Origin of the sequence: Allobosea sp., from assembly GCF_035999205.1 — a bacterium.
GTDB lineage: Bacteria > Pseudomonadota > Alphaproteobacteria > Rhizobiales > Beijerinckiaceae > Allobosea.
In genome coordinates this window covers 328,909-352,929 of sequence record NZ_DASYHA010000025.1, presented here as the reverse complement: position 1 = coordinate 352,929, position 24,021 = coordinate 328,909, and the positions used below count along the sequence as shown (strand labels likewise).

The following is a 24,021-nucleotide window of genomic DNA, read 5'->3' as shown; positions in this document are numbered from 1 at the left end:
TCGAGTTCATCTCAGGTCGGTTTAGTGACGATGCCAACAGGCAGAACGGCCGGCGGCGGCTTCTGTCGTACCACCAGCACGTCGTAAGGCAGGACGATGGTCAACTCGGACGCACGATTTCCAAGCAGCGCATGCAAGACCGCTCCCCTGCCTCGTCCGCCAAGCACGACGAGTGGCTGTTTCAGACCCGCCGCCATTCGTGCGATGGCATCTGAGGCCGATGTCTGCGCGAAGCGCAGGTCAATGCGATCGCGGAGCGAAGCCAGGTCAGGATTGTCGAGAAACGCCTCGGCTTCTTCCCGTGCCGTCTCTTCGCCGTGAGCGCGTGCCGCTTCGATGCCGATCCGGCCGGGGAAGGGCTGCGGGTAGCCGTTCGCCAGTTTGATCGGCAACTCCGGAAAAAGACCGGCTGCCCCGATCAGGGCCTCCTTTGATCGTTCAGAGAAGTCCGTGCCGACGACGATGCCGTCATAGGGCTGCTTGACCCTCTCTTTGACGATGAGGATCGGAATGGCTGAGTAGCGAGCCAGGTAGTCGATCGCCGTGCCGAGAAAAAAGTCGGTGACATGGTTGTAGCGGGCCGCTCCGACGACAATGACGGAAGCTTGCAGGCCATCCGCAATGGCGGATACCGTCTCTGGAAGCGAGCCGAGCTCGACGATGGTTTCATGGGGGACATCGAGGTCGTCCACCAGGTCTTTCAGCGCATCGCCGGCGCGAGCGCGTGCGGATTCGTCCTGCTCGCTTGTCAGGTTCTCGAGCACGTGAACGATGACCAGACGGCTCCCCCATTGCCTGGCGAGCGCAACCGCCCTGTCAAAGGCGCGGTCGCTCCGTGCTGTCAGATCCGTCGCCAGGACGATGGGCGCGCGCATTGCTATCTCCTCTTGGTCAAAAGGACGGATGAGAGCGTCACAGGGTTCACGAAGCACATCATCTCGGTATCCACGAAATCGGCGTCACGCCATCCCGTCGACGTCGTCAGGGCAAGGCATGGAGTTTCCTGTTTGCGCGCAGGTGCCCGCCCGCTAAGAAAATCCACAGCTTGAGTCGGAATTGAGCCTGTCGATGCTCCGGTTGTTCGCGATTGCCTTGGTGAGCCTGAGCATGCTGGCCTCCTCCGTGGCCCCTTCGCTTTCGCAGGCGATCGGCTCCCCCTTCGGTAACCCGCCCGTCGTCAGATCGAAGCCCGGCAGCCCGCCTCCGAGTGGCCGCGGTTTCAACGAGGATGACGAACCGGTTTCGCGAATCTGCCGGACCCGGCGTGGCAGCTGCCGACTCGACGCTGCCAGGACCATCGGCGCTCCCTGCGATTGCAGGATCAGCGGTCGATCCATACGCGGCGTCGTCGCGATCCCGGATTAGGCCGCGCCGGCTGCCGACAGCATCTCACCATACCCGTCCGTCTTGACCCTGCTCAACAGCTCGGCATAGCGCTCGTAATGCCCCTGGCCCGGGCCGAACCGGCCGAATGTCGGGATGGCTAGCGATGGGTCCTGAGTAAACACGACCGGAACGCACATCGGCGACCAGTTGTCGCCGCGGCCGACCCAGCCGAGCGAGAGCATCAGGCCGAACAGATGACCCTTGCTGTTGACGTAGGAGATGATCGTCAGGCTGCACTGCCCCTGCTCGATATTCGTGATGTGAATCGACCTGTGCTGAGGCATGTGAATGATGGCCTCGTCGCTGTAGTCGTATTCTGTACCGGAGCGCAGAACGAGGCAGTTCTTCTCGTCACTCCACGCCATGGTCACGGGGAACGCGCAGATCTCGGCAGGATTATCGAAGGCCGGCCTGATCCAGGTATAGCTGCCTTCATATCCTGAAACGCGCGCGCGGTCGTATCGCCCCTTCTCCGGGCTTGCCAATCCGGCTGGTGCCAGCAGATCGGGGTCGTCAATCTTCAATGCCTTCAGGATTGCCATGTAGGTCTTCTGGGAGCCGGTCCCCGCCATGAACTTCTCGATGGTGGACTGGGAGACGCCCGGAACCATCTTGTAGAGCCGCTGGCGATTGAGCCCTCGGGCATTCAAGGCCTGGCTGATACGCCCCCTGACCTCCTCGGAGGGCTTCCATTTCTCAGCCATTCATAGCTCCCGATCTGCAATCCCATCGCAAGAAATCGCAGAATTTTCATTCTGCTGCAACTTGCTGAAATTACTTACGATTTCATCTGATGGCGATCTGGTCGAGAAGTTCTCCTGCCGCTGCTCACGCTCATCCGGCACGGAGAGAAACATGATCAAGCTCGTCATCGGTTCCCTGCTTTTCGTCGCGGGGATCGCATTCACATTCACCATCGCCGGGGCGATTTTCGGCGTGCCCATGGCGATCGCCGGCTTCGGCATGTCCATGGCCGGTTACGCCTCCCTGGCGACATCGACCGTCAAGGGCGGCGTGGCCGCTGCCAGGCTCCTCAATTCGCAGTCGCGGGCGTGAGGCGGCAATGGTCGACCAGACGATCCTCGACCGCCAGCGCTATGTCGGGCTGGGCGCAGCAGGTGCCGCCCTCGGCCTCGTCGCGGGCATTCTCGCGCGCCCGACCTTCATGGGCGTGAAGATTCCCCTGTCCGTCGTCACCAGCCGGTACCCGGGCGACGCGCCGTTCAAGTCCGAGCTGCTGACCCATCTCGGCCTGTACCTTGCCGCTGGTGTCGGGATCGGGCTCATCGCCGCGTTCGGCCTGATATCCATCGCAAGGGGCGCGGCGCCCGCCGCTGGCTCGCCTCGGCCCGAGGAGGGCGACGGCAAGAGATGGCAGGTGCTGGCGGATGTCGATCCCGATATTGCCGCCCAGGTGCAGCGTCTCGCGCCCTTCGGCCAGGGTTATGTCGACGAGCTGGCGCAGAAGTACCTCGCGATCGGCGACAAAGCCTACCTGGCGCAGATCGCAGACCAGATCGCCAGCCGGGCCGAAGCTGCCCGGGAGCAGCAGAAGGCGGCCCTACAGGACAGAAACAATCGATTCCAGGGGTTCCGTTGCTTCTACGACGAGCAGGGCAGGTTTGTCGGGGAGGTCAGCGTGGACTCCGGAGAGTTTCACGTCTTCCGGTCGCAGGGCGACTTCGAAGAAGCCGTTCGCGACTACGTCACGCGTGGGCGCCCGCCGATCGCGAGCAGGGCCATTGCTCGCGCCACCTGGGTTGCCCCTACGGAATAAGGCGGTGCTACCATGATCAAGCTGATTCTCGGGACGTTTCTGTTTCTGTTCAGTGTGGCCATTTCCTTCACCGGGATTGGCATCATCGTCGGCATCCCAATGGCCATTTCGGGCTTGGGCATGATGTTTATGGGGATGGGATCGCTGACGAAATCGACCGTCAAAGGCGGTATCGCCGCTGCCCGGTTCATCAAAGAGCAGAAGCAGGATTCGAAGGGTTAGACCGCGCGATCGCGCCGACGTGGCTGGGGGAAGTATGTTGGGCAGGACTATCGGCCGGGCGCTGGCATTCGCCGGTTTCATCCTCTCGGCCTTTGCAGCATCGGCAGCGGGCTGGGAGCCGGCCGCCGAGGACAAGAGGAACGCCGCGCAGAGCTGCGCGGACATGCCCGGCGACGATTATGTCTGCACCTTCGTGCGCTGTGACGCCAAGGGCAGCATGAACTTCTACGCGGCGGCGCCCGGGCCCGACATTGAAGGTCAGGTGGTCCTGGACATCGACGGGCAACGGTTTCCGATGACGTTTCGAAAGCCCGGCTCGCCGCAGCTGCAGTTCACCAATCGGGCCGCCCCCCTTCCGCCCGGATTCTTCGCAGCTCTCAAGGCTGGAAAGGTCATGAAGATTCGGGATGCGGGGCTGAAGGCAGGCTACGACACGATCCCGTTGCGCAATGCGGACCGTGAAATCGGCCGCATCGAGCAGATGTGCGGCATCGCGTCGGCGGCGACGCCGTCCAATCCCGCCGCTGCACAGGCACGAGCTCCAGCTCTGGCCGAAACCGAAGCCTTGCGCCGCGGTGCCGCGGAGGGGGCGGCCTATTGCAAGGCGAACATCACCACGGCGCCGGGCGACCTGGCCATTAGCGAGATCGAGGCCTTCTGCTCCTGCATGGGCGTCAATGAATTCGCGATGACGAGCATGGACGACGCCACCAAGGCGATGCTGCGGCCACGCCAGCAGCAAGCCTGCGTCGCCGAGATCCGCAAGGGCCCGGCGCCATCCCAGGCTGCTCCGACGGCCCCCGTGCTCCCGGAGACTGCGCGCGTCGTCCCGACTCCTCCTGCATCCGCTTCGACCGAGCAGGTGGAGGCCTGGACGCTCACAAGGAATCGCGCTGGCGCGCCGATCGCCTATGTACGGGCAACGCCGGTCAAGGACCCGCCCAGTGGCGGCGGCGCGGACCGGCCATTGCCTGTTGATGCCTTTCTGATGTTCTGCCGGGCCCCGGATACCATCGGCTTCCGGGTTCTCTTCAAACCCGGGAACCGCGAAAATGGCATCGCCATGACCCTGTCCGCGGGCAATGCTACCGAGGCCAAGCTGGATCGGCATGGGGTCGCCACGCAGCAAGCCTGGGCCTCGTTGGTACAGGACTGGGAAGAAGGAGAGCGGCACACCCCGGCAGATGTCAGGACGAGCCCCGACTTCAATCCCAGCACCGATTTCGGCTTCATACGAGGGCAGGGCAGCAAGGCGGCCTATCACATCGCCGGCAACGTCGTTCTCGAAGGCCTGGGTGCCGCTCGAACTCGCCTGCGCAGCCAGTGCGCCACCGCGGTCGCGAACGGCGCTCCAGTCGGCAACTTCGACACGACAGGAATCGATGGCTTCGCCGACGAGAACGTCGTCCTGCCGGCCTCGGTGACTGCAGGCGCACCGCCCAAGACCGGGCTCGCGAAGATCCACAGCGAAGCGGAGTGCCGTCAGCTGGTCGCTCGGACGGCGAATGCCGTCGCGCCGAGGCTCAACCAGGCCTTGCAGACCATGAGCCGTGCCCAGGCACAGAACTCGGTCCCGCTGGCCTGCTCGTCGCTGCGCGCCTTCAACGCCATCCAAAACGAGGTCAAGCGTTCGGTCAGCGCCTGCGACTCCTTCGGCTTCGTCAAGGACATCATCAGGCAGGCGAACCAGGCGATCGCGCAGAACAACGCGAACATGCGTCGAGGCGTGCCTTGCTGAGACGTGGGCGACACCTTCCCGGAGGAGCTATGCTGAAGACGATCCTTGCGGGCGCCATGCTGATCCTGTCGGCGGCGGCTGGAGCGCAGACGCCGGCCGCTCCGGATCCTGCGGATGTGCTACGCCGCGGCGCAGCCCAAGGCGCTGCCCATTGCAAGGCGAATCTGGCATCCGCTCCGGGCGACCTGAGGGTCGGCGAAATCGAGGTATTCTGCTCCTGCATGGGCCTCAACGAGTTTGCGATGGCGAGCATGGACGATGCCGCCAAGGCCACGCTCCGGCCGCGCCAGCAGCAAGCTTGCATCGCCAGCATCCGCAAGGATTCCGCGCCGGCAGCAGCCAGTGCTCCGGCCGCTGCGCCGCCCGTTGCCCAGCCTGCGGTACCGAGCCTGCCGGCCGCGCCTCCCGATGTCGTGCCGCTCGCCGCTGTGGCGAACCGAGCCGACCGGCTGCCATTCGAGGGCACCTGGCGGCAGCGCCGCCATACAGACAGTTGCGAATACGCGCAGACATTCACCCGATATGCGATCGTCGAACCCAGTCCGACCGGGACCGATGTCACGAAGATCGTCAAGGTCGAGCGCCTGAACGAGATGGTCTACAACCTCACGATCCGGGTCGAGGACAAGCTCGGGCATGGCCTGCCGACGCGCAATCAGGTGTTGCGGATCGAGATCGAGAACGCGGACGCGATCAACGGGATGGGCCCCTTTTACAGCGGGCAGACCGTCGAATATCTGCGTTGTCCTGATGTCGCTCTCCCTAGGGAAGCGGTAGCCTTGGGGGCGGGCGCCTCTGCGGCCCGGGTGGCTCCTCAACCGAAGCCGGACTGCTCGGCTGCCTTTGACCGCGCCTATGCGCCCCTGCGTCAGCGCGAACTTCAACTCGCCGGCGCGTTCGGGGCCCATATGCGCAGCACCCCGCAGTTCTTTTGGAATTTCTGCCCCTTCGCCCAGGAGGAGATCGCAGTTGCCCGGCGTATCATCAGCGCGGCGAATGCCTGCCCGACCTCGCGAGCGGCAGTTCAGGCGAAGTCAAGCGCCGCGTCGAAAGTCGCGAGGCGGCAGCGGGAACTGACGCGCCCGCGCTGCTTGTAGAGTGGCCGGCAAGCCGTCATGATGGTCTCGCAAGGCGCGTTTGCGGAGAGCCAGCGGGAAGCCATCGTCTTCGTGGCGGCCGGGATCAGCCCGGCGCCACGCTACGAGGTGCTGTTCTCGGACAATCGACGGTGGTTGTCCTGGGCTCTCATCGTCCAGTGATGCGCTGTCCCCAGGGTGTCGTCCAGGATGCGCGCAGCCCGTTCGAAGGCGGCTCCGGCCTGATGCCGGAGGCCTGACGCCTCGAGGAGGATGCCAAAATTGTCCAGCATCCGTCCGGTGAAGGGGTGCTCGGCACCATTGGCCGCCTCCGTGATACGGAGCGCACGCTCGCAGAAGGGCTGAGCGCGAGCAGGGTCACCAAGATCCCTCAGGACCAGGGCCAGATTGTTCAGCCTGACGGCCGTCGAGGGGTGCTCCGGACCTTCGGTCTCCTCGCTGATGGCGAGCGCACGCTCGAAGACCGGCAGGGCCTCGGCGGGCTTGCCGATGTCCCAAAGGACGAGGCCGAGATTGTTGAGGCTGGCGCCCGTGGCGGGATGCCCTGCGCCGTTGACAGCCTCGCTGATGCCGAGCGCGCGCTCGAAAAGACGCCTTGCGCCGTCGTGGTCGTTCATGTCCCGCAGCAGCAGGCCAAGGTTGTTCAGCGCGGTCGCCGTCACCGGGTGATCCGCGCCGTCGCACTGCTCCCCGATCGCAAGCGCCCGCTGCATCAGCGGCAAGGCGGTGGCCAGGTCTCCCAAGTCCTGCAAGACGCCGCCGAGATTGTTCAGGCTGACCGCTGTCCAGGGATGGTCGGTGCCGTTGATCCGCTCGCTGATGCGGAGGGCGCGCTCGTAAAGGAGCCGTGCCTCCGCGAGATCGCTCATGTCCCTGAGCACCAAGCCGAGATTGTTCAGGGCGATCCCCGTCGCGGCGCTCTCTGGGCCATGCTCTCGCTCGGCCAGTGCCAGGGCGCGCCTCAACAGGACGAGGGCCTCACCGTAGGCGCCCGTGGCATGCAGCAGCAGGCCAAGGTCGTTGACACTCCGGCCGGTCATCGGGGCGTCGGGCCCGAGCACCTTCTCGTTGATCGCCAGGGCTTGTTCGCACAGCGGGCGGGCACCGGCGTAATCGCCGATATCCTTCATCAGGCTGCCGAGATCGTTGAGCGCGAGCGCGGTCGCGGGGTGTTCGGAACCCGCCGTTGCTACGAAGATAGCAAGGGCTCGTTCCAGCAAGGGACGTGCCCCCGCAAGATCGCCCATATTGTGCAGGATGACGCCGAGATGGCCGAGCGCTCGCCCCGTCGCCGGATGATCGGGCCCGTTGGCGACCTCGCTGGCGGTAACGCCATCGCGCCATAGCTGCGCCTGCTCGGCGCGCCAGCTGCCCGGTCCAAGCGCGCGTGTCGCGTCCTCGAGCCAGGCGACATGACCTCGCTCATCGAGCCCGCGATGAAGATGCGCCGCCTCGATGAGCGCCGCGAGATTCTCCGGCGAGGGCGTCGATCCTGCTTCGCAGCCGGCGCGCTCCTCGAAATGCGCGAGGAGACTGGCTGCCGACTCTGTCTGGCGCTCATCGCCCAGAAGCTCCCGGATGGCCGTCGCGATGGCGTTGTGAAAGCTGAAGAAGCCGTCTGCGCCCGTCGTGACGAAGGAGAGTTCGGTGACCCGCTCGAAGCGGTCGAGCGGCAGGCCCGTGCCGAACTCGCGAACGACGTGCCGGAAGGCGGCCCGATCGAAGCGCCGGGCTGCCGACAGGCGGTCGATCGTCGCCTGGAGTGAGGGATCGTAATCGCGGAGCACGATTCCGACCATGCCGCGGCAACGGCCCTCGAAGGTCTCTTCGGACACATCGAAGCGATCCGGCGAAACCTCGTTGCGCGCGGTGAGGGAGCGCCAATGTTCGACCTGGAGGTCGAGCATCAGCGGATAGACCGGTGCTTTGGGGGCGGCGGTTTCCCTCGCTCCCTCCAGAATGGCCGCCCGGATCAACGGGTCGGTGATCGGGACGGCAGCCAGGAAGTCGTTGGCGTCCTTGTCGGACAGGCCGCCGAGGAGGTGCTGGTTGTCGGCGAGATCGGCGCGCCAGTCGGGATCCTCCGCCCAAGGAAGGCGCTCGCGCGAGAAGAGGACGGCGAGCAGCCCGTTCGTCTCCTGGATGAAGGTCCGCAGGTGGCGGTCGAACGGGTTGTCGACCCAGCGGCTTCCGGCCCCTCCCTGGTCGAACACCCGCTCGTACTCGTCGACGAAGAGGACAAAGCGTTCGCGTGAGTGCTCGACGAGATGATGGTTGAGATCCTGCGCCAGCATCCAAGGCAGCAGCATCGACAGCTCATGCGCCGGGCGCAGATTGCCGTCCCGGTGGAGCCGCTGCAGGTGGTCGCGCGTGCGAGCCAGATACAGGCGCTTGCCGCGGTCGATCGCCCAATGGCCGATGCGCTTGAGCAGAAAGCCCACGCCCGGAATCTGGTCGAGTACGTCGCCGACGAGTTCGGTCGCCCCCGTGGCGCCGAGCCAGTCGCCGGCCTTGTCGGCTCCGCGATCGACGGCCGATTTGGCGCCGCTGGTCAGGCGCCCAAGCCAGGGGTTGACCAGGGCAGGGAAGGGCTGCTCGCCGCGTGTGCCTTCCCAGACGATGGCAAGCGCGATGTCGAAGCACGGCATCACGATGCCGGCCCTCGCAAATTCGTTCCGGATCAGGACGAGCAGGAGATCCGGGTCGGTCGGCTTGTTCCTCAGGTCGATATGCGCCGTGCGGAGATGGCCATATGCCGGATCGTCCGCCGCGCGCGTCTTGCGGACCAGCTCGCGGCACAGCGCGGTCTTGCCCTGCCCGCCGACACCGTAGAAGACGCGCAGGATGGCCCGGTCGTTCGGGATCGAGAACGCGGCCTTCTCGAACGTCCGCTGCGGCTCCTCGCGATCGACGAACTGCTTGTTGGCGGCGGGTAGGTGACCGTCACGGACGGGTGGCATGGAGATCCGAATTCGCTGGTTGTGCTGCATCTTGCACGACGCAGCGTCAGCCCGCCAGCGGCTTCGCCCCTACCCACTTGGAAGACCGCGATATTTCGCTAACCTTGCGTCGTCAGCGCGGCATGACGGCAGCGATGGCGAAGGACGATCCGGGGGCTCGAAACACTTGCCGACGACATTGAGACGCTGGGCATGCGGCCTTCTCGCCGCGGCTTTCCTTGCTCCGACCGCTGCCTGGTCTCAGATCGTCGAATGGTCGCCGTCCCAATCTGCGGTCGATTTGCACAAGCTGACCGAGGTCGTCAGCAACCTCATCGCCAAGCGGGTGCTTCGCGTCACGGTTGAGCAGCAAATGCCGTCTTGGCTGCCCCTGTTCGATTCCGTGAAAGTCGATGTCAAGGATTTTGTACGGCCGGGTGGAATAGCTCTTGCTCAAGACGGCAAGAAGTCAATCGAGATGAACGTCGGCGTAACGGTGGCTGTCCACATCTATTCGGAATACGCGACGATCCGGACGCATTATCCAAGCCGGCATAATGGAAACTGCAAGAATTATCTGACTTATCTCGGGGAATTTTACAAAACCAGCGCGCGGCAGGAGCCGGAGGCGTTCCTGGCCACGGTCGTGCGCCCGGCCGATTATTGCGGGGTGCCGGGACTACGAGAGGACGGCAGGTTCCGGGAGCAGGCGGGCGCGATCTTCCGCCAGACGCTTCTCCCCGGCCTGGGGCTCATTCTCGGGCATGAATACGCGCACCACCTGCTGCGCCACGTTCCCGTCAAGACGAACGCCGTCGCGAAGTTGCGCGATATGGAGGAAGAGGCCGAAAAGACCGGGTCCGTCCTTTTCGGCACCGCGGCATCACGCATACCGGCCGCGATAATCTTCGATCTCATGGCGAGGTACAGGACCAGCGATCCCTTCTCGAAGGCGAGGGCTCACCCACCTGAAGAATGCCGCTTTGTCTATTTCCTGTTCGATGACGCGCGGTTCACTGGCGAAACGGATGTCCAGCGACTGTTGCAGCCTTATCGTGATCGCGTCGACATCATGGAGCGGATAACTGACATGCATCGCGTTGCCTATGCGGCCGTAGGCGGAGGCGCGATTCCCAAATGCGATCTGCTTCGGTGACTAGTCAGGAGCATGTCGGTGGCGGCCCTGCTTATCGACGTATCCGGAAGCGGTCTTGCCGGACGCCATGGCGCGACAAGTCCGCTCGATCTCGCTGCGAGTTCCCATCAATTCGGTGCAGCGTGACTTGTCCAGGTGCGGGAGGTTCTTGCGACATTGCACAGGCAGGGTCTGCTGGAACAGTTTCACGCAGCCGTCGTACGCTTCCCTCTGTTTGCGCTTGTCCGTCCGAAGTTCCTGGAGCATGCCGGGCAGATACTGCCGCTGCATCTCGTCGTAGTCCATGTTCGGATCGAATTTCTGCCCCTGCTGCGCCAGGCTCGGCTGCACGCACCACGCCAGGAGCAGAAACCCGGCGAATATCGACCGTCGCATCGTTGAGCCCCGTCATTGGCTTCCTGCTTCCGCGACAGGTCAGCCTGCAAGCCGCGGGCCCTTCTCATCACGGGACAAGTTCCTTATGGTCACACCATTGGCATACAAGGCGTAACGGTGTCTTCCCGATCCTGCATTATTTTCCTGTTTTGCCTCGGGCTCATTTGCGGAAGCACTGACGCTGTACTGGCACAGGCGACCAGTCCATTGACGCCCGACCCCTCGGTGGTTCGGACCAAGCCGGTCACGCTGCCGCGAAGCGGACTGGGGTTTGGCGAGGACGACGTCGCGCAAACCTTCGTCTGCAGGAGCGGCAAGAGGTCGTGCCCGACGCGATCGACGAAGGAAAACGCGCCTTGCAACTGTACCTTTGAGGGGAAGTCCAGCGCCGGCGTCATCATGATCGTCAGATGACGGCGAGCGCGTCTGTCAGCTGACGCTGTTCGTCCCTCCTGATGAGGCGGGCTGAAGCGGCGCTATTTCGGATGCGCCGCCGGTCCCGGGGCCCATCCGGCATCATGATCGTCGCCGCCGGGCTGTCGGACATGCCGGTCGTCGGCGAGGCTGCCCGCACGCTCGCTTCTGTGGCGTCGGTTGCGAGATCGTCGCGGATGTCGGTGTGGCCGGGCTCTGGCGCCTGCTCGATCGCATCGAGGACATCCGCAAGTCGCGGCTGGTGATCGCTGTCGCCGGCATGGAAGGCGCGCTGTCCAGCGTGCTTGCGGGGCTGATCGCGGCGCCGATCAACGCGGTGCCGACCTCGGTCCGTCGTGGCGTGTCGCAGGGAGGGCTGGTCGCGCTTCACTCTGCGCTCGCGAGCTGCGCTCCGGACCTGATCTGCGTCAACGTGGACAATGGCTTTGGCGCGGCGCAGGCCGCCCTGCGCATGGTCCGGGCGTCACGCTGAGCAGGGCCGAAGGGCCCTTGCCTCGACGTCGACCCTCATGCGGCCGTCAGTTTGTCGATGCCGTAGGTCGCGTTGAGGATGAGCAGCGCGACGACCGCGATCAGCATCTGGACGGTACTGATCGCAGCAATCGACGGGTCGAACTGCGTCTGCATGTAGCTCAGCATGACCACCGGAAGCGTGTTCGCCTGCGCCGTGCCGAAGAAGAATGACAGCGGCAGGTTGTCGAGCGAGATCAGCACCGCAAACAGGCTGCCGGCAAAGATGCCCGGCCGGATCAGCGGCAGCGTCGTGTGGCGCAGGGTCTGCCAGCGCGTCGCGCCCAGCACCGACGCGGCCTCCTCGAAATCGGGCGGCAGCGCGCGATAGACTGCCAGCACGGTCCGCGTGATGTAGGGGATCGAGACGACGGTGTGGCTGATCAGCAGAGCATTGAACGAGATGCCCAACCCGAGCGCCGACAGCAGATAGAGCAGCGAGAAGCCCAGCACGATCGCCGGCACGGAGAGCGGCGCCAGCAGCAGGTTGGCGGCCATCCCCGCGAATGTGGTCCGGGAACGGGCGATCCAGAGCGCGGCGGGAACGCCAATCGCGATGCCCAGCACTGCCGAGCCGATCGCGATCTGCAGCGAGGTGATCAGCGAGTCGATGAAGGGGCGATACTCGAAGATGCGCGCATACCAGCGCAATGACAGGCCCGGCATCGGGAAGGCGATGTAGGTCGCAGAGGAGAAGGAGACCACCACCACGGCGATGATCGGCAGCAGCAGGAAGGTCATGAACAGCGCGACCCAGAGGCCGAGCCCCCAGGCCAGCAGGTCCGGCTTGCGGCGTCGGCGCGTCAGGCTGAGATCGCTCGCTCCTTGGCTCATTCCTTGATCCCCTTGCGCTTGAGGAAGCGGCCCTGCAGCGCGACGCAGGCCATCGCGGCGATAAGCAGCACATTGCCCATGGTCGCGGCGAACCCGACATCCTGCGTCAGGTTGAACTGCTGGTAGATCAGCAGCGAGAGCGTCTGCACCTTGCCGCCGCCGAGCAGCAGCATCGTCAGGAAGCTGCCATTGGTGATGACGAAGACCAGTGTGCAGCCGGTCGCGATGCCGTCGAGGCTGAGCGGGAGCGTGACGCTTCGAAAGGCCTGCCAGCGTCCGGCGCCCAGCACGCGCGCCGATTCCTCCAGGCGCACATCGATGCCCTGCAGCACCGCCGTGATCGACAGCACCATGAACGGAACCATCACATGAATCAGGCCGATATAGACGATGATCGGGTCGTTCAGGATATCGATCGGCCGGTCGATCAGGCCAAGATCCGTGAGCCAGACATTGAGCAGGCCGCGACGTGCCAGCAACACGCGCCAGCCGAAGGTGCGCATGATGATCGAGGTCAGCAGTGGCGCGATCAGGCAGAACAGGATCAGCCCGTTCCAGCGGCCGGCATAGCGAACCATGAAGTAAGCGACAGGATAGCCGACGATCAGCGTGCAGACCGTGGTGATCAGAGAAACCTTGAAGGTGTTCAGGAAGATGCCGGAGTAATAGGCGTCGAACAGCAGCTTCTGGTAATAGGCGAAGGGCTGCTGTGCGGCCTCGCCGAGCGTGACGCTGCGGATCAGATTGGCCGACAGCGGAACGATCAGGAAGGCCAGCAGGAAGATGATGGCCGGGGCGGCCCAGAGCGGGCTGGCCAGGCGGAAGCGGCCGCGCTTGCGCGGAGCGCCTTCGGCCGGAGCCGCGATGGAGGCGACCGCGGTCATGCCCCGGCCTCCAGCAAGATCGCGCAATCGGGTTCCCAGTTCAGCCGGACGGTGCTTCCCGCGGCTGCTGCCGTTCGGCCCTGGCTGTAGACGAAGATCGGCGTGTCGCGGCCCTCGATATCGAGTTCATAGGTCAGGAAGGAGCCGCGGAACACCACGTCGCGGATGCGGGCCGGCAGGCCCGTGCCTTCGGGCGAGCCCATCGCCAGGCGCTCGGGGCGGACGGCGAAGGTCAGCTGCTGCCCCGGCGAAAGCGGTTTCGTCGCGGTGAGCGCGACCTCGATCGGTTCGCCGCCGCTCAGTGCCACGCGCCAGAGGCCGGCCCCTTGTTCGGCCACGGCCGTGGCCGAGAAGACGTTGGCGGTCCCGAGAAAGTCGGCGACGAAGCGCGTCGCCGGCCGCCCGTAGATCTCCGCCGGTGCGCCGATCTGGACGATCTGCCCGGCCGACATCACGGCGACGCGGTCGCTCATCGTCAGCGCCTCCTCCTGGTCGTGCGTGACCAGGATCGAGGTGATCCCGAGCCGGCGCTGGATCGCGCGCAGCTCGAACTGCATGCTCTCGCGCAAATTCTTGTCGAGGGCTCCCAGCGGCTCGTCGAGCAGCAGGATCTTGGGGTCTGTCGCGAGCGCGCGTGCCAGCGCGACACGTTGCTGCTGTCCGCCTGAAAGCTGGTGGATCTGCCGGTCGCCGAACTGCTCCAGCCTGACCATGGCGAGCAGCTTGCGGGCACGCTCGTCGCGCTCGGCGCGTGCCGTGCCGCGCATCTTCAGGCCGAAGGCGACGTTTTCGCCGACCGTCATATGCGGGAACAGGCTGTAGTTCTGGAACACCATGCCGAGGTCGCGCCGGTTCGGCGGCAGCTCGGTGACGTCCTTGTCGCCGATGAAGATCGCGCCCGTGTCCGGCTGCTCGAACCCTGCGATGGCGCGCAGCGTCGTCGTCTTGCCGCAGCCGGAGGGGCCGAGCAGCGCCAGCATCTCGCCGCCCGCAACCTCGAGGCTGAGCGGCTTGAGAGCCTGCACCTGCCCATAGGATTTGCTGATGCCGCGCAGGCCGAGCGGAACGCTGATCATGCCATACCTCTACACGTGGCGGTCGACCGAGATGGAGCCGATGATCCAGAGGACCTGGGCCGGGGTCGTGCCGGGGTTGGTGAAGCTGTGGGGAAGCGAGCTGTCGAAGACGAAGCTGTCCCCCTCCTTGAGATGGGACTCCTCGTCCGCGACCTTCAGGATGAACTCGCCGTCGAGCACGAGTCCGGCCTTCTCGGCCTGGTAGCGCATCGGCTTGTCGCCGGACGAGCTGCCGGCAGGGATGTGCAGGATCATGAGCTGGAGATTGTGCGGCGAGCCCGCCGACAGCAGTTCCTTGCTGATGTAGCCGAGTTCGAGGCGCGGCCTCTGCTGGGCGCGCCGCACGAACATCGGGTCGCGGGGAGCGGGCTGTGCCGTCTCCTGGAAGAAGGCGCTGGCAGGCAGACCGAGGGCGTTGCGGATGCTCGTCAGGACGCGCAGCGACGGATTGACCAGGTCCCGCTCCACCTGGCTGAGCATGCCGACCGAGACGCCCGAGCGTTCGGCGAGCTTCTGCAGCGAGATGCGGGCCGCCTGGCGGCTCTTGCGGATCTTGGCGCCGACGCTGTCGCCTTCGGCTGCCTTCGTCGGCGCATCGGCGTGGGGGGCGGTCAGGGCGTTGGCGGACGTGTTCACGCTCGTCTTCTGTGTCGATGGCGGTTCAGGTATTTTAGTATCTTAAAAGAACGGCGCTCGCAACGGCCGGGATCCTGAACGCAATGATATCGGCGCCCCGACCTGGATCGATGCTCAAATGCTATTCAACTGTGCCGAAATATCGATCTTTCGCCAAAATCGATGCCATACGCTCAGCGCAATCCTGATCGCCCACGATCGCGGCAATGAAATTCGTTGCCACGATTTTTAGGATAGTGAATAGTCACGCGATCGGGCGCAGAACCCCGACACCCGTTCAACAATGAGGGGATCGCAATCATGACAATGCGTGGTTTCAGCCGGAGTGCCGCGTCCTTCGCGGCAGCCATCGGCATGATCGCCGGCAGTGCCGGTCTGGCAGGGCAGGCGAATGCCGCCGATCTGATCGTAGGGGCATTCGGCGGCGTCTGGGAGCGCAGCTTCCGGGAGTGCGTCGTCGATCCGTTCCAGAAGGAAACGGGCAAGAGCGTCGAGATCGTGCTCGGCTCGCCGCCGCAATGGCTGAACCAGATCGCGGCCAGCCCCACCAAGCCGCCGCTCGACGTCATGATGACGACGAGCGACGCCGCTCATGACGCGATCAACCGCGGTCTCGTCGACAAATACACGCTCGACAAGGTGCCCAACCTCGCCAAGATCGCCAAGCGCTTCACCGATGTCGGCGATGGCTACGGCGTCGTCCACAACTACGGCTCGATGGGCCTGATCTACAACAAGGCCACGGTCAAGAATCCGCCGAAGGACTGGAAGGAGTTCGTCGAGGGCACGGTGGCCGGCAAGTGGAAGAGCTCGGCTCCGAGCATCAACTACACGGGCGGCGGCTCGCCCTTCATCGTCTACCAGCTCTCGACGCTCTATGGCGGCAACATTGACAACGTTTCGCCTGGCCTCGCGCAGGCCAAGCGTATGCTCGACAGCCGCAATCTGACGCTGTGGACCGACCCGAACCAGGTCCTCAACGATCTCAAGAGCGGCGAGATCGACATGGCCGCCTATTGGGACGGCCGCGCCTGGGCCTTCATCGACGACGGCAATCAGGGCTTCGGCTATGTCACGCCGGCTCCGGGCGCGATGGCCGGCATCACCTGGATCCAGAAGGCCAAGGGCAGCTCGCCGCTCGGCTTCGACTTCGTCAACTTCGCCCTCGATGCCAAGCGCCAGTCCTGCTTCGGCAGCAAGGTCCGCTACGGCACCGGCAACGTCGATGCGGTCTACGACAAGGCGGTCGCGCACGAGATCACCAAGATCGACGAGATCGTCATTCCTCCCTTCGTCGAGATTCCCGCTCGCCAGTCCAAGTGGCTCGAGCAGTGGAACAAGGAGATCGGCCGCTGAGGCGGTCCCAGCAAGCGCGCTTCCGGCCCATTGGCCGGGAGCGCAGGCACCACTGACACTCAATCAACCAGCAAGCGCCCGCGGCGAACGTGCCGGCGGTGTGCCGGAGTAGATCATATGGGCTACCGTGTTGGGGTCGATATCGGCGGATCCTTCACCGATTTCGCTGTCTTCGACGAGCAGGCCAAGACCCTGCGCTCTCTCAAGGTCTTCTCGCGGCCCGATCAGCCGGGCGCCGAGGTCATCGAGGGCGTGAAGGGGCTGGCCGAGCGCTACAACGTGCCGCCCGAGGAGATCGTCTACTTCACCCATGGCACCACCGTGGGCGTGAACACTGTCGTTCAGCGCAAGGGGCTGAAGCTCGCCCTCTTCGTCACCGAGCATTTCCGCGACGTGCTCGAACTGGCCCGACTCAAAATTCCCAACATGTACAGCCTGCTTTCGAAACGGCCCGCGCCGCTCGTCACACGTGACATGGTCTTCGGCATCCCCGGCCGCATGCTGGCGGACGCCTCCGTCGCCGAGCCTCTCGACGAGATCGCGGTCGAGGCCGCCGCCCGGGATGCGGTTGCCGCAGGCGCCGAGGGCGTGGTTATCTCCTTCCTGCACGCCTATCGCGACGGCACACAGGAGCGGCAGGCCAAGGCGATCATCGAGCGTGTCGCGCCCGGGCTGCCGGTATTCTGCTCCAGCGAGACCTGGCCGATCGTTCGTGAATACGAGCGCACCGTGACGGCGGTGATCGGCGGCTATGTCCAGCCGCGCGTCTCGCATTATCTCGGCTCGCTGCAGCAGGCGCTGAAGGATGTCGGCGTCCCCGCCGATCCCCGCCTGACCAAGTCGAACGGCGGCATCATGACCGCCGAGCAGGGCAAGCAGCAATGCGTGCAGATGATCCTCTCGGGCACGGCCTCGGGCGTCATTGGCGCGAGCTACGTCGCCGAGATGTGCGGCATCGAGCGCTGCATGAGCCTCGACATCGGCGGCACGACCGCCGACGTCGCCCTGATCAAGGACGGCACCCCGCAATACGGCATCGGCGAGCGCATCGGCGATTTCCAGATCTTCATCCCGTCCGTCTCGGTGAGTTCGATCGGGGAGGGAGGCGGCTCGATCGCCTGGGTCGATCGGCTCGGCGTGCTGAAGGTCGGGCCCGAGAGCGCGGGTTCGCGGCCCGGCCCTGCCTGCTATGGGCGCGGCGGCACGCGTGCCACCATCACTGACGCCTTCGTCGCGACCGGTCTCGTCGGCCATTCCGACCTCGGCTACAACGCCGTTCACGTCGATGTCGAAAAGGCCCGTACGGCCGTCGGCGAGCTGGCGGCCAAGATCGACCGCTCGGTCGAGGAGACCGCGGAAGCGATCATCAACATCTCGATCTCCGGTATGTATTCGGAGTGCAGCGGACTGCTCTCGCGCTTCGGCGTCGATCCGCGCGACCTCTCGCTGCTCGCCTTCGGCGGTGCGGGCCCGATGATGGCCTGCTTCCTGGCGCGGGAGCTGAAGATGGGAGAGGTCGTCGTGCCGCCGACGCCGGGCGTGCTCAGTGCGCTGGGCGGGCTCATCGCCGATCTGAAGAACGACTTCATTCGCACGCTCTATCTCGATGTCGGCCCTGATGCGGTGCCGGTGCTGCAGCAGACCTTCGCGGAACTGCGCAAGGCTGCCCTGTCCTGGCTGAAGGACGACCAGGGCTATGGCGGTCCGCATGAGCTGATCTACTCGGCCGAGATGCGCTATCGCGGCCAGTCCTTCGAGCTCGACGCGTCCCTCGATGCCGCGGCGATCGAGGAGGGGCGGCTGGACGCGCTGGTCGAGGCCTTCCATCTCGCGCATGAGCGCATGTATGGCCACGCCGACCGCGACGCCCCCGTCCAGCTCATTACCGCCCGCCTCGTCATCGTCGGAAAGACCGAGAAGCCAGAGTTCCCGAAAAGCGAGCTCAGGCCCGGTCCGGCGAAATCCGACCGGAGCGTCGAGGCCTTCCTCGATGGCGGCAAGCGCACGCTGCCGCTGTATCGGCGTGCCGATCTCCTCGCCGGCCAGAGCTTCTCTGGCCCTGCCATCATCACGCAGGACGATTGCACCACCGTCGTGCCGGGCGGCTTCAATGTCACGGTCGATACCTTCGGCAATCTGCGGATCGTACTGGGAGCTGCAGCATGATCATCGACAAGGCCACTCTTCAGGTCCTCGCCAATCACTGCGCGGCGGCCGCCGAAAGCATGGGCTACACGCTGATGCGGACGGCCTACTCGACCTTCGTCAAGGAGACCGAGGACTTCTCCTGCCAGCTCATGAACAGCCGCGGCGCGACCGTCGCCTCGCCAATGACGATGGGCGCCACCTGGTACACCGGCCTCGATTACGGCCCGGTCATCCGGATGTTCGACGATTATCGCGAAGGCGACGTCTACGGCACGAACGACCCCTATAGCGGTCATGTCGCGACGCACTCGCCTGACATGCATCTCTGGGCGCCGGTCTTCCATGGCGGCGAGCTCGTCTGTTTCGTCGGCAACCACATCCACAACACCGATGTCGGCGGCGCCGTGCCGGCCTCGCTCTCGCGCACCCTGACCGAGGTCCATCAGGAAGGCATCCGCATCCCGCCGACCCTGCTCGTCCGCGATGGCGTGATGAACGAGGAGATGGTGCGCACGCTGGAACTGAACGTGCGCGTGCCCGAGCAGAACCGCGGCGACCTCAACGCCCAGTTCGCCTGTCTCAAGGTCGGCGAGCGCAAGGTTCACGACATCATCGAGCGCTTCGGCGTCGAGGCTTTCAAGGCGGGCCTGGACCAGCTCCTCGACTATGCCGAGGAGCAGGCCCGCTCGCTGGTCGCGACGATTCCCGATGGCGATTACGAATTCGCGGACTATGCCGACGAAGATGCAGCCAACGGATATCCGGCTCGCATCAACCTGACGGTGAAGGTGCGTGGCGACACGTTGCTCTTCGACTTCACGGGCACCGACCCGCAGCTCGTCTCGTCGCTCAACATGCCGACCGGCGGCAATCCCCGCCATTCGCTGATCACCGTCGGCCTCGTCTATGTCCTCTACACGCTGGACCCGACGATCATCCTGAACTCCGGAACGGTCAGGATGCTGGATGCGATCCTGCCGAGCGGCACGGTGGTGAACTGCGAGTTCCCGGCGGCGGTCGGCATGCGCAGCCTGCTCAGCAACGTGCTTCAGGCTGTCATCGTCGGCGCCTTCACCCGAGCGCTGCCGGACAAGCTGCCGGCCTCGCCCGGCAACGGCTTGAGCCTCGTCAACGTCCGCACCACCACGCGCGGCGGGCGCACGATCATGGCCTCGATCGGCCCGGTCGGTGGCGGCGCCGGCGGCGGCCCCTATGAGGATGGCGCCGAAGGCAGCGGCGCCAACATGTCCTTCCTGAAGAATACGCCGGTCGAGATCAGCGAGTCCGAAATCCCGATCCGCATCCACAAATACGGGCTGGTTCCGGACTCCGGCGGTGCCGGCCTGCATCGCGGCGGCTCGGCCCTGCTGATGGAATTCCAGCTCTTCGCACCGCAATCCATGGTGACGGCCCGCAATCGCGACCGCAGCATGATCTCCGCCTGGGGCGTCGAGGGCGGCCAGCCCGGCGCCCAGTCGACCTTCACGCGCAATCCCTATGGGCCTGCGCCGGAGGAACTGCGCAATGCCGACATCGTGCCCCTCCAGCCCGGCGATACGCTGCGGCTGATCGGACCCGGCGCGGGCGGCTACGGCCCGGCCCATGAGCGGCCTATCGAGAAGGTCGTCGAGGACGTGCGCTGCGGCTTCGTCAGCGTGGCCAAGGCTCGCGCCGGCTATGGCGTCGCGCTGAACGGCGACGGCTCGGTCGACGAGGCGGAAACCGCGAAGCTCCGCAAGGCAATGGCCGCTTCGGCGACGACGGACCATTTCAGCCATGGCTCGGGCCGCGTCGCCTTCGAGAGCGTCTGGACGAAGGCGCGCTATGCCCTGCTCACGCGCATCTTGCGCGAGGTGCCGGTGACCTGGCGCTTTTTCGTCAAGCATGAGCTCTTCCGCGTCCTGGAAGGCCGAACGGCTGGCCGCGATGGCGGCACAGGCGAACTGCTCGCGGCCTATGGCGATCTGGCGGCACGCTTCGAGGATCTGCCGCCAGCCTCCGCCTTCGCCGATGGCGCGGTCGTGCCCGTCGCCGCCGAGTGACGGGCGCCGCAACAGACAACGTGAAGGGGCTGCATCATGAGCACCGCCACCGCATCGGATGCGAACAAGGCATCGACCCTGCTGTTCAGCCCCTTCAGGCTGCGCGACGTGACCTTCCCCAACCGGATCGTCATCGCACCGATGCAGATGTACAAGGCCGCGCCTGACGGGCGGGCGACGGACTGGCATTTCCAGCACCTCGCCAAATACGCCATCGGCGGCGCCGGCACGGTGATGACCGAAGGCCTGATCATCGACCCGATCGGCCGCAACACCTATGGCGATCTCGGTCTCTGGGACGATGCACAGGTCGCGCCGCTACGTCGGATCGTCGACTTCCTGCATGGCGAGGGCGTCGTCGCAGCCGCCCAGCTCCACCATGCCGGTCCGAAATCGTCGCGCCAGCGCCCTTGGGAAGGGCTGAATTCCCTCACTGAGGTCGAGGCCGCTCGCGGCGAGGTGCCCTGGACGCCGGTCAGCTCGACGACGACGGGCTCGGTCTCGCATTGGCGCGCGCCGCGTGCGCTCACCGTCGAGGAGATCGCCGCGCTGGTCGAGGCCTATGGCCAGGGTGCGCGGCGCGCCAATGAGGCCGGCTTCGACGTCATCGACGTCCATGCCGCCCATGGCTACCTGATCCACTCCTTCCTATCCCCCGTCGCCAACAAGCGCGACGACGCCTATGGCGGAGACCTCGCCGGGCGCATGCGCTTCGCGCTCGAAATTGCCGAGAGCATTCGCCGCCACTGGCCGCAGGGCAAACCGCTGTTCTTCCGGATCTCCTGCGTCGATTGGCGCAAGGATCTCGACGATCGCAGCGATGGCTGGACGATCGAGGATAGCTGCGTGCTCGCGCGTGAATTGTCTGCGCGCGGCGTCGACCTGATCGACTGCTCGTCGGGAGGCATCCGCGCCGAAAACTCGATGATGGACTATGCGAAGCAGCGCCGGAAGCTTCAGCGCGGCCATCAGGTGCCCTATGCCGAGCAGATCCGCCGCGACACCGGCGTTCCGACGATGGCCGTCGGCGTCATCCTCGACGGCCCGCAGGCCGAGGCGATCCTGCAGAAGGGCCAGGCCGATCTCATCGCGATCGGGCGCGAGGCCTTGACCGATCCGCACTGGGCGCTCCACGCCGCGCAGGCGCTTGGCACCGATCCCGACTGGGAGAAATGGCCGCCCTCCTATGGCTGGTGGCTGCAACTGCGCGAGCGCATCGGCGTCGAAGGCTGAGCCCCCTGCCTGTCACCACCAAGGACGGGCGTCAGGCCCGTGAGCCCATGCTGCACCAGCCTCTCGAACGCATCGAAACCGACACCGTCCTTCCGGCTGCCGCCGACGTCGTGATCATCGGCGGCGGCATCGCCGGCATCTCGACCGCCTATTTCCTGGCGCGAAAGGGCATCTCCACCGTCGTCCTCGAGAAGGGGTTCGTCGGAGCCGAACAGTCGAGCCGCAATTGGGGCTGGTGCCGCCAGCAGGGACGAAACCTCAACGAACTCGGGCTCGCACGCCGGAGCCTCGAGCTGTGGGAGAGTCTGCCGGATGAGATCGGCGCCGATCTCGGCTTCCGCCGCACCGGCGTCGTCTTCGTCACCGACGATCCTGCCGAACTGGCCGGCTGGGAGCGCTGGCGTGACGGGGCGCAGCAATATCAGGTCCATAGCCAGATCCTGACCGCGGCCGAGGCCCAGGCCCGCACCCCCGGCAGCAAGAAACGCTGGCTCGGCGGGCTGTTCACGCCCTCGGACGGGCGCGCCGAACCGGCAAAGGCCGCACCCTTCCTCGCCCGCGCCGCACGCCAGCGCGGCGCCGTCGTGCTCGAGAACTGCGCCGCGCGTCTGATCGAGACGGCGGCCGGCCACGTCGCCGGCGTCGTCACCGAGCGCGGCACGATCCATACCGGCACGGTGCTCTGCGCGGGGGGCGCCTGGTCGTCGTTGTTCTGCCGCCGCCACGGGATCGATCTGCCTCAGGCGGTCGTCCACGGTTCGGTAGCTCGCACGACGGCTGGACCGGAAATCATCGGCGAATGCGTCGCGACGCCGGGTTTCGCCGTTCGCAGGCGCACCGATGACGGTTACACCGTCGCGATGAGCGGGCGCGGCACCGTGCATCTCACGCCGGCGCTGCTGCGCTACGGCCTCAAGTTCCTGCCGATGTATCTGCAGCGTCGCAAGGGGCTGAAGATCCGCTTCGGCAAGCCATTCTTCGACGAGCTCTTCGCCGCGCGCTGGAGTGGCGACCAGGTCTCGCCTTTCGAGAAGAAGCGCATCATCGATCCGCCCGCGGATATGGAACTGCTTGGGCGCGCGATCGCCGAGTTTCACACCACATTCCCCGAGCTGGCTTCGCTCGGGATCGCCGATAGCTGGGGCGGCGCGATCGATTCCATGCCGGACCTCATTCCGGTCATCTCGCCGGTCGATGCCATGGCCGGCTTCTTCATCGCGACGGGGTTCAGCGGCCATGGCTTCGGCATCGGACCGGGCACGGGGGAGGCGGTGGCGGAGATGGTCACCGGCGGCAAGCCTGCGGTCGATCTCAAGCCCTTCCGCTATTCGCGCCTGCATGACGGCACGCGGCTGCGGCCCGACGGCAAGTTCTGACCCCTGAGAGGAATGGGCCATGACGGCTTCCGGTGAGGTCATCTTCATCAGCGGCGCGGCGCGCGGCATCGGCCGCTCGATTGCGGAGGCTCTGGCAGGCGAAGGGTTTGGCGTCGCTCTCGCCGATGTCGCCTTCGATGAGGTCCAGGCGGTGGCGGCGGAGCTTGCCGCCGAGGGGGCTGCGGCCCGCGCCTATCGTCTCGACGTCTGTTCGCCAGGCAACATCGCGGCCGTCCTGGAAGCGGCGGCGGCCGAACTCGGCGAGCCCGTGGGCCTCGTCAACAATGCCGGCATCTATCCCGATACGCCTGCCCTCGAGCTCAGCGAGGAGGACTGGGACCGCGTGCTCGACGTCAACCTCAAGGGTACGTTCTTCGCCTGCCAGGCCTTCGCGCGGCGTCGGAAGGCGCAGGGTGGCGGCGGCGCCATCGTCAACCTGGCCTCGACCTCGGCCTTCTCCGCCCGCATCGGCGCGGTGCCCTACGCCGCGTCCAAGGCCGGCGTCGTGATGCTGACCAAAGGACTCGCGCTCGAGTTCCAGTCGCTCGACCTGCGCGTGAACGCCGTTGCGCCCGGTCTTGTCGAAGTTCGCGAAGGCCAGTTCTCGGACGGCTATCGCGATCAGTTCCGGACCATGATCCCGCGCGGGCGCATCGGCCGGCCCCAGGACATCGCCGGCGCGGTGTCGTTCCTGCTTTCGCCCGCCGCTGACTTCGTGAACGGGGAGTGCCTCGTCGTCGATGGCGGCTTCCTGGCAGGGCGACCGCTGCAACGCATCGGTGGCCGCTGAACCAAGCCGCC

Annotated in this window: 22 protein-coding genes; 13 read left to right on the top strand and 9 right to left on the bottom strand. The window is 65.6% G+C overall.

Annotated features, from left to right (window positions below):
- Positions 1 to 11: 11 nt before the first annotated feature.
- The 3 genes from VGN82_RS17090 to VGN82_RS17080 form a co-directional block, all read right to left on the bottom strand.
- Positions 12 to 875 carry a universal stress protein gene (locus VGN82_RS17090; RefSeq protein WP_327528241.1) on the bottom strand — a complete coding sequence of 288 codons (864 nt, stop codon included), beginning with the start codon at positions 873 to 875 and terminating at the stop codon, positions 12 to 14.
- Between the two features lie 486 nt (positions 876 to 1,361).
- A complete protein-coding gene (locus tag VGN82_RS17085; RefSeq protein ID WP_327528240.1) occupies positions 1,362 to 2,090 on the bottom strand; it encodes a helix-turn-helix domain-containing protein in 729 nt (242 codons plus the stop codon).
- Positions 2,091 to 2,243: a hypothetical protein gene (locus tag VGN82_RS17080; protein ID WP_327528239.1), complete on the bottom strand. Its 153-nt coding sequence runs from the start codon at positions 2,241 to 2,243 to the stop codon at positions 2,091 to 2,093.
- On the opposite strand from VGN82_RS17080, the gene VGN82_RS17075 reads away from it, so the two are divergent.
- From VGN82_RS17075 to VGN82_RS17055, 5 genes are all read left to right on the top strand, one after another.
- Entirely contained in the window at positions 2,242 to 2,442 is a 201-nt protein-coding gene (locus tag VGN82_RS17075; RefSeq protein WP_327528238.1) for a hypothetical protein, read from the top strand. The two genes, VGN82_RS17080 and VGN82_RS17075, sit on opposite strands and share 2 nt — an antisense overlap.
- A 7-nt stretch (positions 2,443 to 2,449) precedes the next feature.
- Positions 2,450 to 3,163 (top strand): hypothetical protein, encoded by a 714-nt coding sequence (locus VGN82_RS17070; RefSeq protein ID WP_327528237.1) that lies wholly within the window; start codon positions 2,450 to 2,452, stop codon positions 3,161 to 3,163.
- A 12-nt stretch (positions 3,164 to 3,175) separates the two neighbouring features.
- Complete coding sequence (locus VGN82_RS17065) at positions 3,176 to 3,385, top strand: hypothetical protein (protein ID WP_327528236.1); 210 nt, start codon at positions 3,176 to 3,178, stop codon at positions 3,383 to 3,385.
- Between the two features lie 163 nt (positions 3,386 to 3,548).
- Complete coding sequence (locus tag VGN82_RS17060) at positions 3,549 to 5,123, top strand: hypothetical protein (protein WP_327528235.1); 1,575 nt, start codon at positions 3,549 to 3,551, stop codon at positions 5,121 to 5,123.
- A 251-nt stretch (positions 5,124 to 5,374) separates the two neighbouring features.
- Positions 5,375 to 6,220, top strand: coding sequence for a hypothetical protein (locus VGN82_RS17055; RefSeq protein ID WP_327528234.1), 846 nt, complete (start codon positions 5,375 to 5,377; stop codon positions 6,218 to 6,220).
- A gap of 101 nt (positions 6,221 to 6,321) precedes the next feature.
- On the opposite strand, the gene VGN82_RS17050 is transcribed toward VGN82_RS17055, so the two are convergent.
- Positions 6,322 to 9,180, bottom strand: coding sequence for a tetratricopeptide repeat protein (locus VGN82_RS17050; RefSeq protein WP_327528233.1), 2,859 nt, complete (start codon positions 9,178 to 9,180; stop codon positions 6,322 to 6,324).
- A gap of 166 nt (positions 9,181 to 9,346) precedes the next feature.
- Here VGN82_RS17050 and VGN82_RS17045 point away from each other — a divergent pair, with 166 nt between their 5' ends.
- The gene (locus VGN82_RS17045) at positions 9,347 to 10,315 is read left to right on the top strand and encodes a hypothetical protein (RefSeq protein ID WP_327528232.1); all 969 of its coding nucleotides are present in this window, start codon (positions 9,347 to 9,349) and stop codon (positions 10,313 to 10,315) included.
- On the opposite strand, the gene VGN82_RS17040 is transcribed toward VGN82_RS17045, so the two are convergent.
- Positions 10,316 to 10,645 (bottom strand): hypothetical protein, encoded by a 330-nt coding sequence (locus VGN82_RS17040; protein WP_327528231.1) that lies wholly within the window; start codon positions 10,643 to 10,645, stop codon positions 10,316 to 10,318.
- A gap of 664 nt (positions 10,646 to 11,309) precedes the next feature.
- Between VGN82_RS17040 and VGN82_RS17035 the strand changes: the two genes are divergently transcribed.
- On the top strand, positions 11,310 to 11,597 hold the full coding sequence (locus VGN82_RS17035) for an AIR carboxylase family protein (RefSeq protein WP_327528230.1): 288 nt from the start codon (positions 11,310 to 11,312) through the stop codon (positions 11,595 to 11,597).
- A gap of 35 nt (positions 11,598 to 11,632) precedes the next feature.
- Here the strand turns inward: VGN82_RS17035 and VGN82_RS17030 are convergent, their stop codons facing one another.
- Genes VGN82_RS17030 through VGN82_RS17015 form a run of 4 tightly spaced genes read right to left on the bottom strand, consistent with a single transcriptional unit; the run spans position 11,633 to position 15,065 of the window.
- Complete coding sequence (locus VGN82_RS17030; RefSeq protein ID WP_327528229.1) at positions 11,633 to 12,469, bottom strand: ABC transporter permease; 837 nt, start codon at positions 12,467 to 12,469, stop codon at positions 11,633 to 11,635.
- Positions 12,466 to 13,353 carry an ABC transporter permease gene (locus tag VGN82_RS17025; protein WP_327528228.1) on the bottom strand — a complete coding sequence of 296 codons (888 nt, stop codon included), beginning with the start codon at positions 13,351 to 13,353 and terminating at the stop codon, positions 12,466 to 12,468. Before VGN82_RS17025 ends, VGN82_RS17030 begins: the two co-directional genes overlap by 4 nt.
- Positions 13,350 to 14,429 carry an ABC transporter ATP-binding protein gene (locus VGN82_RS17020; RefSeq protein WP_327528227.1) on the bottom strand — a complete coding sequence of 360 codons (1,080 nt, stop codon included), beginning with the start codon at positions 14,427 to 14,429 and terminating at the stop codon, positions 13,350 to 13,352. Before VGN82_RS17020 ends, VGN82_RS17025 begins: the two co-directional genes overlap by 4 nt.
- Before the next feature lie 9 nt (positions 14,430 to 14,438).
- Entirely contained in the window at positions 14,439 to 15,065 is a 627-nt protein-coding gene (locus VGN82_RS17015) for a cupin domain-containing protein (protein ID WP_327528226.1), read from the bottom strand.
- A 300-nt stretch (positions 15,066 to 15,365) separates the two neighbouring features.
- Here VGN82_RS17015 and VGN82_RS17010 point away from each other — a divergent pair, with 300 nt between their 5' ends.
- The 6 genes from VGN82_RS17010 to VGN82_RS16985 all read left to right on the top strand — a co-directional run bounded on the left by VGN82_RS17010 (position 15,366) and on the right by VGN82_RS16985 (position 24,010).
- Complete coding sequence (locus tag VGN82_RS17010; protein WP_327528225.1) at positions 15,366 to 16,421, top strand: extracellular solute-binding protein; 1,056 nt, start codon at positions 15,366 to 15,368, stop codon at positions 16,419 to 16,421.
- A 117-nt stretch (positions 16,422 to 16,538) separates the two neighbouring features.
- Positions 16,539 to 18,587, top strand: coding sequence for a hydantoinase/oxoprolinase family protein (locus VGN82_RS17005; protein WP_327528224.1), 2,049 nt, complete (start codon positions 16,539 to 16,541; stop codon positions 18,585 to 18,587).
- A complete protein-coding gene (locus VGN82_RS17000; RefSeq protein ID WP_327528223.1) occupies positions 18,584 to 20,611 on the top strand; it encodes a hydantoinase B/oxoprolinase family protein in 2,028 nt (675 codons plus the stop codon). Before VGN82_RS17005 ends, VGN82_RS17000 begins: the two co-directional genes overlap by 4 nt.
- Before the next feature lie 36 nt (positions 20,612 to 20,647).
- Positions 20,648 to 21,844, top strand: coding sequence for an NADH:flavin oxidoreductase/NADH oxidase (locus VGN82_RS16995; protein WP_327528222.1), 1,197 nt, complete (start codon positions 20,648 to 20,650; stop codon positions 21,842 to 21,844).
- A gap of 47 nt (positions 21,845 to 21,891) precedes the next feature.
- Positions 21,892 to 23,220 (top strand): NAD(P)/FAD-dependent oxidoreductase, encoded by a 1,329-nt coding sequence (locus VGN82_RS16990; protein WP_327528221.1) that lies wholly within the window; start codon positions 21,892 to 21,894, stop codon positions 23,218 to 23,220.
- A gap of 19 nt (positions 23,221 to 23,239) precedes the next feature.
- Positions 23,240 to 24,010: an SDR family NAD(P)-dependent oxidoreductase gene (locus VGN82_RS16985; protein WP_327528220.1), complete on the top strand. Its 771-nt coding sequence runs from the start codon at positions 23,240 to 23,242 to the stop codon at positions 24,008 to 24,010.
- Positions 24,011 to 24,021 lie beyond the last annotated feature (11 nt).